The sequence below is a fragment of the Desulfovibrio intestinalis genome (assembly GCF_014202345.1).
GTDB classification, from domain to species: domain Bacteria; phylum Desulfobacterota; class Desulfovibrionia; order Desulfovibrionales; family Desulfovibrionaceae; genus Desulfovibrio; species Desulfovibrio intestinalis.
Genome location: NZ_JACHGO010000003.1, coordinates 264,273 through 282,117, shown reverse-complemented (window position 1 = coordinate 282,117; position 17,845 = coordinate 264,273). Strand labels below are relative to the sequence as shown.

Below are 17,845 nucleotides of genomic sequence, written 5' to 3'. Positions count from 1 at the left end.
GCATGCGCACAGCCCTGCAAAATTTTACAGGCGGCGAAATCGCGCCCACCCTGTACGCTCGCTATGATCTGGCGCGGTACCGTAACTGCCTTTCCTGCATGGAAAACATGCTGCCCGGCCTGCACGGCGACGCTGCCCGGCGGCCCGGCACGCGCTTTGTGGCGGATATGGGCGGGTATTCCGTGCTTATTCCTTTCAGTTTCAACGCCCTTGCCAAACAAAATTTCGTTCTGGTTCTGGGCGACCATAGCTTGCGCATTGCCAGCGAGCGCGGGCTTGAAGACGTTGCTGCCATTGCAACTCCTTACGCGCCCAATGAACTGCTGGACATATCCTACGCTCAGGTGGGGGACATTGTGTACCTCGCTCACAGCAACCACCCCCTGCACAAAATAATACGCCGGGATGCGGAAAACAGCTCCGAGTCTGGAAATACAGGCTCCACAAACGGGCAGGCAGCGTATTCCTGGCATCTGGAAGCAGTAGCCCTCAACACATCCATAAAAGCTCCGCCTACACCCACTGTGACATTTTCCGGCACAGCGGGCAGCTACACCCTGCGCTACAAGGTGGCAGCTGTAGATGCCAACGGGCGCGAATCCCTTGCTTCGCCTGCCGGGCAATGCACCAATGGCCGCCACCCTTCCGACTGGGTGCAGGGCAACAGCGCCGCCATATCCTGGCCCGCTGTCGCTGGTGCAGTGGAATACAACATTTACCGTGAAGAAGCGGGCTACTTTGGTTTTATAGGCGTGTCGGCGGGCCTGAATTTCAGCGATCAAAACTATCAGGCCGATACCGCCGACACCCCGAAAGAAGACTGGAATCCCTTTGCTGACGGCAACTATCCCGGTGTGGTGACTTTTCATCAACAACGCATGGTGCTGGCGGCCACACCAAAAAATCCGCAGGCATTCTACATGTCACGGGTGGGAGATTTTGAAAACTTTCGTAAATCGCGCCCCTTGCAGAATGATGATCCTGTGGAATACCTCATTGCATCGGGCTCCATAGACGCCGTCACCTGGGCGGCCAGCTTTGGCGATCTGCTCATTGGCACGTCCGGCAGCGAATACAAGGCCACAGGGGGCGACGGCACGGCGATCACGCCGGGCAACATCAGCATCACGGCGCAAAGCTACTGGGGCAGCGCGGGCCTTGCGCCCATAATCATCGGCAACTCCATTCTGCATGTGCAGCGGCACGGCTCGCGCGTGCGCGACCTTTTCTATTCGCTGGAAAAAGACGGCTACGCGGGCAACGACCTTTCCATCATGGCTCCGCACCTTTTTGAAGGGCATACTATTTTACAATGGGCCTATCAGCAGACACCCGGCTCCACTATCTGGTGCCTGCGCGATGACGGCCTGCTGCTGGCCTTTACCTATATGAAGGAGCACGACATCTGGGGCTGGTCGCGGCAGGTCACAGACGGACGGGTGCTCTCCATCGCCGCTGTTTCCGGCGAAAATGGCGATGTCCTTATGCTGGTGGTAGAGCGCCACATAAACGGGCAGAGCCGTATTTTTCTGGAACGCCTTGCCTCGCAGTGGCAGGATCACGAACCCATTGAGGAGGCCTTTTTTGTAGACTGCGGCCTGACCTTGCGCCCGGAGCAGCCTGCAACCCGGCTGGACGGCCTGGACCATCTTGAAGGATGCGAACTGGCCGTGCTGGCAGACGGCAGCCCGGTGGAAGGCTGCGTGGTGCACGAAGGCGGCATTGAACTGCCCTATGCAACCAGCGTGGCGCAGGCTGGCCTGCCCTATGCTTCGGCGCTCGCCTCTCTGCCTATAGAGCTGGACGGCCCTTCCGGCACAACCCTTGGCCGCCAGCGTGCCCACGGCATGTGTACCGCCCGCCTGTACCGCAGTGTTGGCGGTAAATACGGCCCCGGCAGGCAGGAACTCTATGACTTGCCCTTTTTGCCGGAGTATTGGGGGCAGGCAATTTTGCCCTATTCCGGCGACGTATCCTTTGCCCCCGGCGGCACATGGACAGCCTCGGATAATCTTTGGCTGGTTCAGGACAGGCCCCTGCCCTTCCGCCTGCTTTCGCTGGTGCTGGAAGTGAACTTTTCCTGACCGCAGCGCTACACAGTTAAATATATGGGCCGTGATCTGGCATTGCACCCTCTGCCATCCGGGCGGCTGTAAAGGCCGCCAATTTTACGCCAGCGAGAGGACGCCACGTCAATAAATCCTCCCGCTGCGGCACCCAACAAGGAGAATCGCATGCTGGCCTTTGCCACAGAATCTTTTACAAAACTGGAACCTGAAGCCCGGCTTCTTACCGCTGCGCACTGGCATGAGGTGGAGGCCCCACTGCACAATAATACAAACTTTGGCCTGGACGCAGAGCGGTACGCCTGCCTTGAAAATCTGGATATGCTGCACGTCAGCGCGGCGCGCACACCCGATGGAAATCTGGCGGGCTATGCGGCCTTTACCCTTGTTTCCTGCCCACACAGGCAGGGCACGCTTCTGGCGGCGCTGGACGGGCTGTACCTGGCCCCGCAAGCTCGCGGTGGCTTCACTGCCCTGAACCTGCTGCGCCATGCCGAAGCGGAACTCAGGCAACGCGGCGCAGGTCTTGTGCAATACAGTTCACCCGCCTCACGGCCCTGTGACGCCCTGTACCGCCGTCTGGGCGCGCGCCATACCGAAACCATCTGGCACAAGGAGCTTTGCTGATGGCCATTACAACAAGTACTGCCGCTGCCATCAGCGCAGCCGTAGCTCTGGCCGGAGCCGCTGTGGGCACGGTCAGTTCCATCCAACAGGCTGAAAGCCGCCGCCAGCAGACAGAATACCAGTCCAAACTGGCTGAACGCAGCGCACAACAGGCTGAACAGAGCGCCACCCTGGCGGACGAGGCCGCCCGGCAGGAAAAGCAGGCCGGATATGAAGCCGCAGTAAAAAAACGTCAGGAAGTTGCGCGCATTATTGGCGGGCAAAGAGCGCAGGCGTCAACATCGGGCGCACAAGTGGGGACCGGAAGTCAACTGGATCTGAACCTTGATACCGCAGAAAAAGGCGAACTGGACGCCCTGGCTCAGGAACAGCAAGGCAATGCCGCCTCATATAACCAGCAGGTTCGCGCCTGGAACCTGCGCAACCAGTCCACAGGGGCAACCCTGAATGCCGAAAATCTCAACAATCACGCACAGACCGACTATCTGGGCCTGACTACTACCCTGCTCAACGGTGCCAACCGCGTGGGGCGCAACTTCTACACCCTTGGCACGCGTGGCCCGTTGCTGCCCTGACCGTATACCTGTTGTGGTGCTGCACCCGGAGTGTATGCCGTCTATATCTGGAGCAGATTTGGTTTGAACTATTTTGTGGGGGAGGGGCCCTTTTGAAAAAGGGTCTCCTCCCCCACGCCCCACCCCCTAAAACTTTTTTTGGGGGATGCTCTGATAGTTTTTACTGAAAAACGAACAAAACCTCTTTGCTTCAAGGAGGCATTGTGAAGCGCTCACGTCATCAACGCTATGATGTATTCAAATCCGAGCTGGTTAAAAAAGCGCAGTTCAGCCCGATTTTTGAATTGCCGCAGTTAGAGCCGGTTCACTTCAAACCTGCGCATGCTATTCCTTTTGAAAAAATATACAGCAAGGCAACCAGTAAAAACTGGCTGCACTTCTACACGCATGACCATATCTTTGAATGTGTCTGGAATAACCCCAAACGCTATCTGCCCATATTCAAGCGAATTGCTGGCGTGATTACGCCAGACTTCAGCGTATACCGTGAAATGCCATTGGCTATGCAGATATGGAACACCTACCGCAACAGGGCACTGGCCTTTTGGCTGCAACGCGAGGGTGTGCCAATCATTCCCAATGTTCGCTGGGGAGACGAACGCACCTATGCTTTTGCTTTTGAAGGCCTTCCCAAGGGGGGAACCGTGGCAGTCAGCACCAATGGGCTACTGCGCAACAAGCAGTACAGGGAATATTTCAAACAGGGGTTAGCTGTTATGATTGAAACGCTCCAGCCACAAACCATCGTCAACTACAGCCGGATGACGGATGATATTTTTGGCCCTTACCGTAATGACGGGCCAGAACTGATTGAAGTGCCATATTACGCATTTTCAGTTCGCAAGGAGGCTGCGTAATGGGCGGAGGCAGAGGTGCCGGATTTTTTGCCGGAACAGACGGATGGCGCGCGTCAGAGGCTTTTGCCAAGGGAACGCTGGTTGCTGCGGCCGCCCTGAACAGCGCTACGGACGCTGGTGGCGGCACATCCGGCGGCATGCTTGACGCTTTGCGCCCATGGTGGTCTTACCCGTATGGGCACCCAAAAAAAAACAAAAAAGATTGAGATGCTACAGAAGGCTTTAAAGCCGAGAGCGGAAAGATTAGCAAAAGGGGTTATGATTCACCCCAGCCTCCTACAAGAATCAATAAAACTTGGTGGTAAATTTATCAAAAAAAATCCCTAAATACTGGTGTGACTCCTGCAAAGCAGATAAAATGAAATAAGTTCAATGCAAAAAGCCGATAACAGCCTTCCGAAAGGCTGTTATCGGCTTTTTGCAAGAATTTCCTGATTGATATATTTGCCGGAAAAAAAATAGGCGCACAATAAAAAATACAAATAAAGCAAGGCAGCTAGCAATGCGTGATCAATGGGAACGAAACGATCTTTTTTGAAAAAAAGAACATTAGGCGTAGCACCAGGGCTTGAGAAAAATGACATTCCATCACTACTATAACCAAATATATTAAGTACCATCATGACTAGACAATATGTCAACGTTATTTTAACACTGAATTCTAGAATTTTCTTGTAAAAAAAGCTTGCGACAAAGGCAATGCCCACAAAAATTCGTATACATTCCGTCATGATCACATAAACAAAAGACGCCTGCTCCCAATGCCCGCCATACAGCCAGATAAAATGGTCAATAATAACAAAGAACAACAGCACTATTCTGTGGCGATTATCAACTGATAAACGCATCTAAACTCCAAGCTAACCTGTTTTTGCAGAAATTCGTCAAAACCAATACCGCTGAACTGCTCACCGCCTCTCTGTACGCTGCGTTTTTCATCAACATTCCGTCCCATGAGGGCATCAAAAGCAATCAATCTACCTTTAAATATGCAAAAATTAACAATACATAATATATTATCAAGCTCTGTTAATGTTCTTTTTTGCAATGATTTCAGGATTAATATATTTCCCGGAAAAGAAATATGTACCTAATATAAAGTATGAATAAATTATTGTCGCAAGAAATCCATACTCAATGGGAACAAAGCGGTCTTTTTTGAACCAAAAAAAATTAACCATAGAACCAGGGATATCGGAATTCCTCGCTTTATCCGTACAACCAAATAGATTCAGCACAAACATGACCAGGCAATACGCCAGCACAAACTTAACACTGCCTTCCAGAATCCTTGGGTAAAAAAAGCTTGCCACAAGGGCCATGCCCACGAAAATCCGCAGACATTCCGTCATCACCACATAGGCAAAAGACGCCTGCTCCCAATGCCCGCCATACAGCCACACAAGATGGTCAAACACTACAAAGAGAAGCAATACAATTCTGTGGCGATTATCAACGGATATGCGCATCCAAGCCTCGGGCTGGGCATTTTTTACAGAAAATTGTCAAAGCCATAGCCGCTGAACTGCTCACCGCCTCACTGCACACTGCGGCTTTCGTCAGCTACCTGCCCCATAAGGGCTTCAAGGTTTTCAACAGCAACCAGACGCCCGGCGTTGCTGCCGTCAAAACTCACCCGCCCGGTTACCCGGTAGCTTTCGCCATTGCCGTGGTCATACACCGTAAAGGGCACCAGCCAGTCGCCATTTTTGGCGCGTGCCTCGCCCACCTGTCGAATTTCCTTGCGGCCAGTGGAGGCATCTGCAAACAGCGGAGCCAGCACGCCCTGTGCGGCGCGGCCATCCACCTTGCGCCCTGCAAATGCGCCGGAACTGATGCCATTCATGATAAACGAGCGGGATTCGCTGAGCAGCACCGCGCGCACCGTAGCGCTGCCCTGCTCGCCTGATCCGGCCTGAGAAAACAGTATGGCCAGCATAGGCGGCAGTTCGGCAGCGGCCTGCGGCTGTTTGGCGCGGCGCACAAAAATATCCAGGGCGTCGGCAAGAATACCGTCCACATCCACAAGTTTTTCAAAAGCCGTGGCGTCGGCGCTGTCCACAGCCTTGCCCGCCTGCACCACACATTGCCGCGCAGCGGCTGCCGTGCCTGCTGCCAGAGACGGAACAGCAAGTCCAAGGCACAGCGGCACAAGAAAAAGACACAACAATGCCATCGACAAGGCGTTTCTATTGGCCGTGCCGATGTTTATACGCGCACAATTCAGCATATTTCCTCCGGCAGCGCCCCCTTGAGGGGCAGGGGCAGGCCGCAGCTGACAAAAACTACATGATGGCAAACCCGGGCCAGTTTCTGATTGGCGAGGCCCAGCACGTCATTGAAGGCCCGCCCCAAAGGCGACATGGGCACAAGGCCCAGGCCCGTCTCGGCGCTGACCACAGCCACAGGCAGGGGAGGTGCCGCAAGGCGCTCCCCAAGGGCCGATACTTTGCGTAAAATTGTATCCTCGTCCTGATCTCGGGCAAGAAGATTGGCAATCCACAGGCTTACGCAGTCTAACAGAACGACGCCCGGCACAAGAGTTTCTGCTCTTTCAGACCTGCCGAAAGCCTCGCCTTTTTGCGGCGCGCAAGCATTGTCTGCCTGTGACACTGCGGCAAAAAGACGGTCAAGGGCGGCGGCTGGGTCCAGAGGTTCTTCCTGACATTGCCAGCCAGCGCCCCGCATGTCCTGATGGCGCGCCACGCGGCGCGTCATTTCTTCGTCCTCGGCCCAGCAGGTTGCCAGATACAGACGTTGCGGGGCTACAGCTTCGGCCCAGCGCTGGGCCATGTCGCTTTTACCGCTGCGTGTGCCGCCCACAAAAAAGACGCAAGGCGCGCTCAACGGCCCTGCCCGCCCACTTGAACGGGTGCTCCAATGGCTTCCTGACGCGCGGCAGGCGGCGTAAGCGCCGAACCTGTATGCGGCGCGGCAGGAACAGCCGGGGCCATTCCCTGAGCCGGAACCTGTGCCGGGGCAGGCGTAGGGGCGGGCGCAGGCGCAGCAAGAGCGCCATTACCACCGGGCACGGTCAAACCTTGCGGCGTGCCTTGTGCCGCCCCCATTCCAGCCGCCGGGCCGGAATGAGCGGGCTGCTGCGTTGCCCCTGTGTGCGCTGCGGGCGCGCCAGTGGCGGCCTGAGCGAAGCGGCGGGCAAGATCGCGCAAAATACCTGCAGAAGACTGCACCGATGCCATAGCCTGCGGATCCTGCTTGAGACGGCGGTCTGCCCAGCGGGCTACGAAGAGCAGTTCGTCATCGTCCATAGTCTGCCCGGCCCCGCGCCGGATGGCGTTCACCAAAGCCCGCTGCACCACCGACTGCTCTTCCAGAGAACGGCGAAACCGCGCCCCAAGGCCATCTACGCGTAATTGCGACGTGCTGAGCTGCGACTGAGACGCCCCGGATTCACGCAACTGGTCGTATTCAAATACCGCTTCAGCCATCTGGCTGTTAATGTCCACTGTGCTTTGGGCAGCAGCGTCCACCTGGCGCAAGCGGGCATCCAGATCGGGCGTTGCTGCAACGCCCTCCAGCGCTCCTGCAAGCATCACAAAGCGGCCAGCCAGCGCCATATATAGTTGATGCGTTTGCTCGGCAGTGAAATCCTTGGCCCTTGCTTCACGGGCCACGTCTTCCATAAAACGGTCCACATACAGACTGTACAGACCTTGCAGCATGGTGGGATGAAAGGCATAGCGCAGAAGAGCCGCTCTGCCCCCGGTATCGCCTTCAGCAATGCCCGTAAGTTTTGTGCCGAACCGCTGATTGACGTTCTGCACCGAGACATTAAGCGTGCCAGCGCGAGGGCCGGGCTTGAAGCGCGAAACCAGATAGGCCGCCAGACTTTCCACAAACTGCGGGCGCACGCGGCTGTCTTCCGTAACTCGCGGGGGCAGACCAGTTGGGGCCGCAGCGCCGTTTGTTGCCGCAAGGCCGCTTCCGGGCATGGTGCCGTCTGCGGGGCCACCTACTGCTCCCTGTACATTTTGACCAGCCAGGGTACCCGGCGCTGTATAAGGACTGACAACCGATGGAGGCGGCGGCGGAGGCGCGTCGCGAAAGGCATCGCCCACACCAGCCAGAGGCGTGCCGCTGGTGGCGTTATCAATAACAGAGGCAGCCTGTTCGCGCCAATGATCGCGAGTATCTTTATCCCGCGTAAGCCAGAAGGCGGCTCCACCCACCAGCAATACCGCCAGCAGAGCCAAAGCCACAACCTTACGTCCGCCCTTGCCCGGAGCAGGATCGGGAAGATTAACAATACCCGGTACGCCGGGTTCTTTTTTTTCCAACTTCATGCGCAACTCCTTCTCTGGCGGCGCGCGAAAATATATAATCACACTGGGCGCAAAAGCCTGCGCCGGGGAGCTTTAAGCTATATAAGGGGCACTCCCGTACGGCGCTCATACCGCCTAGCGGATGCTAGCATTGCTTCTCGGGGCTGTGAAGACTTTTTCTAGACTCGTCGCGGCCGGAAACGGTGATTGACATCAACACATTGCGTCCGGCAACAGGGAGAGCTATAGTATACCTCTGTTCGCTTATACTGTTTCTAATTTCTACTCAAAAGGGGCTCGCATGTTAACTCCTCCTAACATTCTCACTATTGCCGGGTCCGACTCTGGCGGCGGTGCGGGCATCCAGGCAGACCTGAAAACCATTATGGCTCTAGGCGGCTATGGCATGAGCGTCATTACGGCGCTTACCGCCCAAAATGGCATGGGCGTCACGGGCATACATGCTCCTGACCCTGATTTCGTGGCACTTCAACTAGACACGGTGCTTGATGGCTTTCCCGTGGCAGCCGCAAAAACGGGCATGCTTTTTTCCGCTGGCATTATCCGGGCTGTGGCCCCTGTATTGCGGCGGCGCAGTTTTCCTCTTGTTGTTGACCCCGTTTCAGTGAGCCAGAGCGGCAGCCGCCTTTTGCAGGAAGACGCCATCTCCGCTCTTGTCAATGACATTCTGCCCGGCTGCGATCTGCTGACGCCCAACAGGCCGGAAGCGGAAATGCTGACCAACATGACCATCGACAGTCTGGACGATGCCGCCACCGCAGGCGAAAAACTGCTGCAAATGGGCGCAAGAGCAGTGCTTATCAAGGGCGGCCATATGGAAAACAGCGTCGTTGTCACAGACTGCCTGTGCATGGAAGGCCAGGCCCCCAAGGCTCTGCCGCAGGCCAAGGTAGATACGGAAAACAATCACGGCACTGGCTGTACGCTTTCTGCGGCCATAGCAGTGGGTCTTGGCAAGGGGCTGCCCCTTCAGGTAGCAGTGACGCGGGCTCAGGAGTATCTTAATCTCGCCCTGCGCCGCAGCTACAGCCCCGGCAACGGAGCTGGCCCAGTCAACCATGCGGCGGGCTTGAACTTATAGCAGCCGGGTAGCGATAGAGCAAAATGCCGTTAAAAGCGTACATTCCTCAAAGTTAAGGGGCGCTTGTTATGGCGGGCAGATGCTTAACCAGCCTCAATGTATATTAAAATAAACGCTGATAAGCTATATAGCAAAACGATTCATCAAGTGGCGTCCGGGCGCGCCAGCGGAACTTTCTGCGTACACTGTCTATATATAGATAGAAGACAAGTCGCGGTGCGGGTTTTCCTGGCTGCCCCCGGTTCAGACTGTATTTTGGCGCAAAGCGTCGCCAGAACGGCCCGCAGCTTTGGTGGCTGGCGCTTTTTCATGAGCACCCGCAGAACAGACGAGCACCTTCCATCGAAAACTCTTTGGGGAAGATTTGTTCCACGCGCAACAGCCTGAACCTGCCTGCGAAAATTCATCGCGCAAGCGTATCTGCACGGGCCGTACGGTCACAAGTGGAACGCCGCTTGGCCCGCTGTTTGCAACTGACGGAAACGGATACCCCGCAGGTGTCAAAAAAAAGGCGGTATGCGCGTGCCCTTCCGTTTCAAAATGCAAAAAGTGCTGGATTACCGGGAGCAGCTGGAAGAAGAGGCCAAGGTAAACCTTGCCATTCAGCGGGCCCGTCTGGCCGAAGCCCAGGACCGCCTTGATAAGGTCAAAGCAGAGTTGCTCCAGACGGAGGACCGTCTTGTGGGGGCAGTTCTTATGGACGCATCCGAGCGCTGGCTGCTTGAGCAATATGCCAAAGGCCTGCGGGCAGATGTAGCCCACGAAACCCTTCAGGTACGCATGCTCGAACAACTGGCTGAAGAAGCCCGCAAGCTGCTGGCTGAACGCGCCATCGACAAAAAATTGCTGGAAAAGCTCAAGGAAAGGCAAAAACAGCACTATGCCCGTGAGGAACAATTGAAGGAGCAACGCACCAATGACGAAACAGCAACCCTCCGCTACAAAGCTCCGACTCTCTAAGCTGTTCCGCTGGCTGGCGGTGCTTTGCTTTATCAAGCTTTCCATGCTCAGCATGCTGCTTCTTGATGTTCCCCTGCCTTCGTGGCTTGGCGGCGCACCTTCGCAAACAGCCTTTGTTCCTCCCGTTGATCCCCTGTCCGACGCGGCTGTTATGGAAAAATTGACCGCGCTTGTGGCTGCAAGCCGTCAGGAAGGTGACAAGGATGCCCAGGCCGTTGACCTGCCCGCCAGCCCTCAAGAAGCTACCGTTGGGGTAAACCTTGCACCTGGCGCGCCTGCCGCAACCGTAGCGCCTCAAGGCGCGGCTGTTGTCCAGCTTGCCAAGGATCAGGCCAGTGCGCCGCAGGGTTCGGCTGCCGCAAAAATGGCGGCTGCGGCCCAACCGCACAGCTCTGGCCCCATGCAGGGAAGGCTTGTTGACGCCGAAGCCCTGCCAGCACCGCTTATGACCGCAGGCGTGTCCTCCGTAAGCCATGCCGCAGAGCAACAACTTTTCACGCCGCCAAACATCAGCCAGCCCAAGCCCCTGCCTGCGCCTCTGGCCCAGCCCGGCGTGAGCGCGCCTACGCAAAGCAGCAGCTCCACTGCAAACGCTGCGGCAAAAAATTCTGGCGAACCCAGCTGGCTCGACGCCCTTGCCCGTTTGCCGATTCCGGCACTTGGCAGCGTGCAGGCTGCCCACGCCGCTGCTCAGGATATGCCCATACCGCAAACGCCGCCCTCGGCCCAAACAACGCCCTTTGCTCCTGCCGCGCAGGCCGCCCCCTATTCGCTGCCCGGCGCAGCGGAAATTCCGGCCAATATTCCCCGTGGTCAGGGTACGGATGGCGCGCCCTTGCCGCCGCGCGGTTCATCCGGCGCAAATGGTCAGGGCGCTGGATTCACTCCTGCGTTGCCCATGAGCGGCCAGACAGGCATACCTGCGGCACCGACGCCTAACGTGCGTCCGTCGCAGCCGACAACTGATCCCAATATCAAGGCTCAGGAGCTGGCCCGCCAGCAACAGGATATCCTCATGCTGCGCCAGCAGATGGATCAGCGCCTCAAGGACATGCAGAGCGCGGAACAAAAGATGAAGGACATGATCCGCGAAGCGCGTGGCATCGAAGACGAAAAAATCCGCCGCCTCGTGCTCACCTATACCCAGATGAAGCCAAAGGCTGCTGCCAAGGCTCTGGAAAGTATGGATGAGCGAGTGGCTGTACGCATTCTCACGGGCATGTCGCCCAAGCAGTCAGGGGACATCCTTACCTACGTCAACCCGGCCAAAACAGCCAAACTGACGGAAATCATCACTCGCATGAAGCTGCCCGAATAATGCGCCTCAGACTTCTTGTTTCCTATGTGGGCACGGCCTACAGCGGCTGGCAGATACAGGAAAAACCCAAGCCCCCGCCAACGATTCAGGGCGCGCTTGAGGCCGCCCTGTTCAGGCTCACAGGCCAGCTCGTGCGCGTTCACGGCTCCGGGCGTACGGACTCTGGCGTGCACGCTCACGGTCAGGTGGCGCACTGCGACGTGCCCGACGCCCGCGAAGGATTTGATTGGCGGCACAGCCTCAATGCCGTGCTGCCGCATGACATCCGGGTGCTGGAGGCCAGCCCGGCGGCGGCTGATTTTCACGCCCGCAAAGATGCCCTGCGCAAAACCTATGCCTACCAGTTTTGGCAAGACCGCCGCTTTCTGCCGCCCCAGCTTCGCCCCTTTGTCTGGAATTGCGGCCCGCTGGATCTGGATCTCATGCGCAAGGCCATTCCCTATCTGCTGGGCACGCACGACTTCGCTGGCCTGCGCAATGCGGGCACAGATGTGGAAAATACCGAGCGAACCCTGCTGGACGCCCGTCTGGAACAATTGCCACCGTGCGAGTTTTACCCGCCCCACGCCCCCATGCTGCGCCTGGCCGTCACGGCTGACGGATTTCTCAAGCAGATGGTCCGCAACATGGCTGGCCTTCTGGCCGCCTGCGGGCAAGGCAAAATGGAACCAGAACAAATTCCTGCCCAGTTGGCCGCTCTTGATCGGCGGGCGGTGCCCTCAGTGACGGCTCCCCCGGAAGGTCTCGCTCTCGTGCGTGTGGAATACCCTGCGACTGATCCTGACTAAAACTTTACACACTACGCGTACCATCCCGCCTGCCGCTGACTGGCAAAAAATCAGCATACCCCGAATCTCCGATTGAGTTCTACTGATGCCCCGCGTCTACGCCAGGGGCAGCAAAAAAATAATCCACATAGACAGTGCCATCACGAGAGAATTTTTCTTGTTATAAGAAAGTGGGCCTTTTATACAGGCACCCTCCTTTTATGGTGCTCTGCCAGAATAAAAAGAATACTTCTGAGCAGGAAGAACTGAAAAGGCACTCTTAACAACACTGCCTAACAGAGCCATCCCGATCAGCAACAATTCTGTCCCTCTTCTCAATTTTTCTTTTTGGACGCCCAAAAAATTATACCGACTGTAATCCTAGTGTAACAGACTGAATTTAATGCGCCCTTGATAATTTTGAAGGCCAGCGCCCCAATTTTGTGTAAAGTCAGGAAAAAAAAATATTATCTAGAAAAACTTTAACCCAAAGATTTTCTAGGGATTTGGGTTTTTTTTCATTTTTTGGGCATTTCTTGGTTAAAATTTTTGCACGATAATGCTTGCAATGTGTTCGGGCCTTTCCTATAGTTAGCCCGAAGCGGACAACCGCTCCACAGGCGTGTACAGCAAAAACGTGCCCTACTTGGGCAAAATAAAGGAAGGTTAACAATGAAAAAGATCGCTACTCTTCTGTTGGCGGCCGGCCTCGTGTTCGGCGCAGCCACAGGCGCCAGCGCCATCGACTTCAAGGCCAAGGGCCAGTGGATCATGAGCTTTGACTACGGCATGAACGGCAACTTCACCGGTGGCCACGGCCAGACCGGTTACAACGGCAAAGAAGACGAATTCGAAGCCAACCAGCGCGTACGCCTGCAGTTGGACGCCGTGGCTTCTGAGTCCCTGTCCGGTACCGTGTTCTTTGAAATTGGCAAGCAGACCTGGGGCCAGAGTGAAACTGGCGGTGCTCTTGGCGCTGACAACAGCAGCGCTATCAAGCTGAAGAACGCTTACATCGACTGGATCGTTCCCCAGACCGACCTGAAGGTGCGCATGGGCATTCAGGGCATGGCCATTCCCAGCTTCACCACCGGCAGCAACGTGTTCAACGACGACGTGGCTGGCATCACCGCCTCCTACCAGTTCAACGAAAACGTTGCCGTGACCGCTCTGTGGGCCCGCCCCTGGAACGACAACTATAACACGGTCAACGAAACCAACACCGGCAACAGCAACCGCGACAACTTCCTGGATAACGTGGACGTCGCTGGCCTGCTCGTGCCCCTGACCTTTGACGGCGTGAAAGTGACCCCCTGGGTCATGTACGCTGCCCTCGGCCCCAACGCTTTCCGCAGTGGTGACAACTCCATTGGTAAGTTCAGCGGCACCTCCGGCAAGTATGCCCGCGCCGGCATGGTTCCCGTGGGCGGCGCTCACCACAAGGACGGCAGCAGCGCCTCCAAAAAGCTGAACGAATACGGCAGTGCCGTTTGGGCTGGCCTGACCGGCGAAGTGACCATGTTTGATCCCATCCGCATTGCGTGGGATTTCAACTACGGTTCCGCCAACTACGACGACAGCCGCCTGAACCGTTCCGGCTGGCTGGCTTCTTTGCTTGCTGAATACAAGCTTGACTGGGCCATCCCCGGCATCTACGGCTGGTACGGCTCCGGTGACGACAGCAACCCCGCCAACGGCTCCGAGCGTATGCCCAGCCTGAGCGTGAACAACAATAACAACGGCTTCTCCAACTTCGCCTTCAACGGCAACCCCTACATTGCCCGTGAAGCCACCCTTGGCTACAGCATGTCTGGCACCTGGGGCGTGGGCGCGCGCTTGAAGGACATGAGCTTCCTGGAAGACCTGAAGCACACCTTCCGCGTGAACGTCATCGGCGGCACCAACAGCCCGACCATGGCCAAAAAGATGTCCAACAGCTGGCAGCCCACCAACCTCGCTGCTAACAGCGGCGCTGCTGGTATGGATCCCCTGTACATGACCACCGAAGACGTGGTTATGGAAGTGGGCCTGACCAACACCTACCAGATGTACGAAAACTTCACCATCATGCTTGACGCCGCTTACCTGGCTACCTGGCTTGACCAGTCCAAGTCCGTGTGGGGCAACAGCAAGATGAACGGCAAGTCCGACGAAGTGCGTGATCCCTGGAACGTCAACGTGAGCTTCGTGTACTCTTTCTAAGAGAACAGAACTCAAGTTTCGCTATAAAAGGGGAGCCGCAAGGCTCCCCTTTTTCTGTGTATGCTGCTACCTTGAGTGATTTTATTCGTACGGAGCCGCCTTACTGGCTAGGACAGCATAGCTACGGACGCTTCAAATGTTGTGAGACAGGAAATTACGTTTAAAGACAGAACGCGTAACGACTCTGCATGTTCCACGCAGGTGCTGTCTCTATCCGTAGTTTTATGCACCGTAACTACCAAAGCATCCTGGCCATACCCGTCGCAACGGCTACCCCCGAGAGGTAACAGCTAAAATAGAACGCACTTCGCTTGAAGTCTGCGTCGCACTACTTAGAGCATTCCGTAAGCCTTGAGAGTACACCTCGAACCGTTGATGGAGTCTCTTTGCGCAGCGGAACAGTCCCCCTAGTGAGAGAATGCAAGCATGACTGCTTACTTTTGCAGTTGGGGCCGCGATGAGGATGTAAAATCCTTGGAATGCGCCTTGCCAACGTTGCAATGCCATGCGGCCCGTCAGACTTAAGGTCCTGACAATTTCATGCCTAATCATACAGAAAATTCTATACACACTATAGCTTTTCCAGCGCCTGCACTTGCAGATCGCGACGTTAGCGCTTCACCAACGTCAGCAATCAACCAAACTGCGTTGAGCTCCCCCTCCCCCAGTCTTCATCCTTTCTGTTGGCAAGTTTGCCAATGGTGGTTATATGGTGGGCATGCAGAAACCGGAATCCGCAACTATCCCACTTTCGCCCGGCGTTTACCTCTACAAGGACGACCGTGGCCGCATAATTTATGTTGGCAAGGCTCGCGTGCTGCGGCGGCGGGTACTCTCATATTTCAGGCCCGAAGGTCTGCCCGCCAAGACCAAAGCCATGCTTTCTCACGCCGAGAGCATAGAATATCTTACCACCACCACGGAAAAAGAAGCTCTGCTTCTCGAAGCCAGCCTTATCAAAAAACACAGGCCGCGCTACAACATCGTACTGCGCGACGACAAGCAGTATGTGCTGTTTCGTTTGAACACCAAGCATGAATTCCCCCGGCTTGAGATCGTACGTCAGGCCCGGCGAGATGGCGCGCGCTATTTTGGGCCCTTCACTTCGGCATTGGCGGCCCGCGAAACCTGGAAAATCATCCACCGCGCCTTTGCCCTGCGCCGCTGTTCCGACAAGGCCATGAAAAACCGTGTACGCGCCTGCCTGTACCATTTCATGGGCCAATGCCCCGCTCCGTGTATGGGCATGGTGACTCCGCAGGAATACAACGAAAACGTGCGCAAAGTTTGCGATCTGTTGCAGGGACGCGCCGCTCCCTTGCTGGACAGCTTGCGCACGGCCATGAATCAGGCATCTGAAGATCTGGAATTTGAAAAAGCCGCAGTTCTGCGCGACCAGATTCAGGCTGTGGAACGCACGGTTGAGCGTCAGGCCGCCGTGCTGCCCGGTGGTGGCGACATGGACGCTGTGGGGCTTTTTCCGGCAGACAAGGGGCTCGCCCTTGGCATTGTCTTTGTTCGCGGCGGCGCTGTCACTGACGGACGCTCTTTCTACTGGCCGGGTCTGACATTTGAAGACGCCCCCGAACTGCTCTGGAGCTTTGTGAGCCAGTACTACAGTCAGGTCACCCCGCCGCCCAGAATCCTGCTGCCCTGGCTTCCGCAAGATGCCGAAGATGCAGTCAGAGAAGACGGCGCTGAAGGTCTGGCGGATGAAGAAATTTCTGATGCAGAAAAGACCTCACTTAGGGCAGTCCTGCACGAAGCGATGGACGCGCTTTCTGCTGAAAAACTGTCGGATGTGAATCCTTCGGCCATATTGGCCTCACCCGCTGTTCATGCCGACAGCGGCACACCTGCGCCGCTTCCCGCCACAGGCCGTGAACTGCTGGAACAGACCCTGTCTGACCGCCGCAACGGCGCAGTGCGTATTGTGCCGCCGCAAAATGCCGGGGACAATCAGCTTGTGGATATGGCCCAATCCAATGCCCGGGAAGAGGCACGCCGTCAGGAACAGAAGTCAGAGATGGGCATTCTTGACCGACTGGCGCGCGCACTGCATCTTGCAGGGCCGCCGCACCGCATCGAATGCGTAGACGTTTCCCACACGGGCGGCCAGCAAACACGGGTGGGCATGGTAGTTTTTGAAGAAGGTCAACCCGCGCGTTCCCAGTACCGCGCTTACGCCATGCCAGACAGCGGCGATGACTACGCCACCCTGTACGCGTGGGTGGCGCGCAGGCTTGAAAGCGGCCCCCCATGGCCAGACCTGCTGCTCATCGACGGCGGACGCGGGCAACTGCGTACCATACAGCGTGCACTGAGTGAGGCAGGCCAGTCTGACCTCTTCGCACTGGCGGCCATTGCCAAAGCCAGGGATGAACAAGGCCATGCCGACCGCCGTGCAGGTAACGTGGCTGACCGCATTTTTGTGCCAGACAGGGCCAATCCCTTGCCCCTGCGTGAAGGCGGGCCAGAACTGCTGTTCCTGCAAAACGTGCGCGACTCTACCCACCGCTTTGCCATTGGTCGGCACCGTAAGGCAAAGCGTGGCGCGGCCCTTTCCGGTGAGCTCATGCGCCTGCCCGGCATCGGCCCTGCCACGGCGCGCCTTTTATGGGACCGCTTCGGCAGTGTGGAAGCTATGTGCGCGGCCACCAAAGAAGATTTGTGCAGCCTGCCCGGCATTGGGGCGGCCAAGGCGGCCTTGCTGCTGGAAAAACTGGCGGGGCTGCATTAGGAGCTGTTTCTGATTAACTCTTTTGTCCAACTGGCTGCGGCAAAAGGCCATTATCTGGGGTATTTTAACTTTTGAAAAGTTTAAATGCCCCGTGCAGCGCGCCGCAACGCGGCGTGGGTTCTGCCGAAAATCGCATTTTTCGGCAGAATGACAACTTTGAAGTGATTGCATTTCAAAATTAATCTGCTCTAGAAACAGGCCCCTAGCCCTCACCATCTGTAAAAAGCACCGAGGCCCTTAGGCCTGTTTCCATCAATAGGCTTGGGCCAATGTCCTGCAATGGTCTAAGGCGGAAAGCCCGTCTGGCGCTTGCTGCCAACAGCACGTCGCCTACCCCACCCTGCCCGA

At 56.5% G+C, this 17,845-nt stretch carries 16 protein-coding genes; 11 read left to right on the top strand and 5 right to left on the bottom strand.

Going from position 1 to position 17,845, the window contains the following annotated elements; translation table 11 throughout:
- The first annotated feature begins 2 nt into the window (after positions 1-2).
- The 5 genes from HNQ38_RS06395 (at position 3) to HNQ38_RS06375 (ending at position 4,331) form a co-directional block, all read left to right on the top strand.
- Positions 3-2,084 (top strand): phage tail protein, encoded by a 2,082-nt coding sequence (locus tag HNQ38_RS06395; protein ID WP_183718582.1) that lies wholly within the window; start codon positions 3-5, stop codon positions 2,082-2,084.
- Between the two features lie 150 nt (positions 2,085-2,234).
- On the top strand, positions 2,235-2,693 hold the full coding sequence (locus tag HNQ38_RS06390; RefSeq protein ID WP_183718580.1) for a GNAT family N-acetyltransferase: 459 nt from the start codon (positions 2,235-2,237) through the stop codon (positions 2,691-2,693).
- A complete protein-coding gene (locus HNQ38_RS06385) occupies positions 2,693-3,268 on the top strand; it encodes a hypothetical protein (protein WP_183718578.1) in 576 nt (191 codons plus the stop codon). Before HNQ38_RS06390 ends, HNQ38_RS06385 begins: the two co-directional genes overlap by 1 nt.
- A gap of 203 nt (positions 3,269-3,471) precedes the next feature.
- Complete coding sequence (locus tag HNQ38_RS06380) at positions 3,472-4,125, top strand: DUF4417 domain-containing protein (protein WP_183718577.1); 654 nt, start codon at positions 3,472-3,474, stop codon at positions 4,123-4,125.
- Positions 4,125-4,331: a hypothetical protein gene (locus HNQ38_RS06375; protein ID WP_183718576.1), complete on the top strand. Its 207-nt coding sequence runs from the start codon at positions 4,125-4,127 to the stop codon at positions 4,329-4,331. Before HNQ38_RS06380 ends, HNQ38_RS06375 begins: the two co-directional genes overlap by 1 nt.
- Positions 4,332-4,532: 201 nt before the next feature.
- On the opposite strand, the gene HNQ38_RS06370 is transcribed toward HNQ38_RS06375, so the two are convergent.
- The 5 genes from HNQ38_RS06370 to HNQ38_RS06350 form a co-directional block, all read right to left on the bottom strand.
- On the bottom strand, positions 4,533-4,973 hold the full coding sequence (locus HNQ38_RS06370) for a hypothetical protein (protein WP_183718575.1): 441 nt from the start codon (positions 4,971-4,973) through the stop codon (positions 4,533-4,535).
- A 171-nt stretch (positions 4,974-5,144) separates the two neighbouring features.
- Positions 5,145-5,594 (bottom strand): hypothetical protein, encoded by a 450-nt coding sequence (locus tag HNQ38_RS06365; protein WP_183718574.1) that lies wholly within the window; start codon positions 5,592-5,594, stop codon positions 5,145-5,147.
- A gap of 68 nt (positions 5,595-5,662) precedes the next feature.
- Positions 5,663-6,355, bottom strand: a complete 693-nt coding sequence (locus tag HNQ38_RS06360) for a hypothetical protein (protein WP_183718573.1) — start codon at positions 6,353-6,355, stop codon at positions 5,663-5,665.
- Positions 6,349-6,972, bottom strand: coding sequence for a bifunctional adenosylcobinamide kinase/adenosylcobinamide-phosphate guanylyltransferase (locus tag HNQ38_RS06355; protein WP_183718572.1), 624 nt, complete (start codon positions 6,970-6,972; stop codon positions 6,349-6,351). Before HNQ38_RS06355 ends, HNQ38_RS06360 begins: the two co-directional genes overlap by 7 nt.
- Entirely contained in the window at positions 6,969-8,429 is a 1,461-nt protein-coding gene (locus HNQ38_RS06350; RefSeq protein WP_183718571.1) for a hypothetical protein, read from the bottom strand. The genes HNQ38_RS06355 and HNQ38_RS06350 overlap by 4 nt, the downstream gene beginning before the upstream one ends.
- A 280-nt stretch (positions 8,430-8,709) precedes the next feature.
- Here HNQ38_RS06350 and thiD point away from each other — a divergent pair, with 280 nt between their 5' ends.
- The 6 genes from thiD to uvrC all read left to right on the top strand — a co-directional run bounded on the left by thiD (position 8,710) and on the right by uvrC (position 17,497).
- Entirely contained in the window at positions 8,710-9,510 is an 801-nt protein-coding gene (thiD, locus tag HNQ38_RS06345; protein WP_183718570.1) for a bifunctional hydroxymethylpyrimidine kinase/phosphomethylpyrimidine kinase, read from the top strand.
- Positions 9,511-10,026: 516 nt separating this feature from the next.
- Positions 10,027-10,470: a flagellar export protein FliJ gene (gene fliJ / locus HNQ38_RS06340; protein ID WP_183718569.1), complete on the top strand. Its 444-nt coding sequence runs from the start codon at positions 10,027-10,029 to the stop codon at positions 10,468-10,470.
- On the top strand, positions 10,427-11,788 hold the full coding sequence (locus HNQ38_RS06335) for a MotE family protein (RefSeq protein WP_221277836.1): 1,362 nt from the start codon (positions 10,427-10,429) through the stop codon (positions 11,786-11,788). The genes fliJ and HNQ38_RS06335 overlap by 44 nt, the downstream gene beginning before the upstream one ends.
- Positions 11,788-12,576, top strand: coding sequence for a tRNA pseudouridine(38-40) synthase TruA (gene truA, locus HNQ38_RS06330; RefSeq protein ID WP_183718568.1), 789 nt, complete (start codon positions 11,788-11,790; stop codon positions 12,574-12,576). The genes HNQ38_RS06335 and truA overlap by 1 nt, the downstream gene beginning before the upstream one ends.
- Before the next feature lie 651 nt (positions 12,577-13,227).
- Positions 13,228-14,757, top strand: a complete 1,530-nt coding sequence (locus HNQ38_RS06325; RefSeq protein WP_183718567.1) for an outer membrane homotrimeric porin — start codon at positions 13,228-13,230, stop codon at positions 14,755-14,757.
- 718 nt (positions 14,758-15,475) lie between these two features.
- On the top strand, positions 15,476-17,497 hold the full coding sequence (gene uvrC, locus HNQ38_RS06320; protein ID WP_183718780.1) for an excinuclease ABC subunit UvrC: 2,022 nt from the start codon (positions 15,476-15,478) through the stop codon (positions 17,495-17,497).
- Positions 17,498-17,845: the final 348 nt, after the last annotated feature.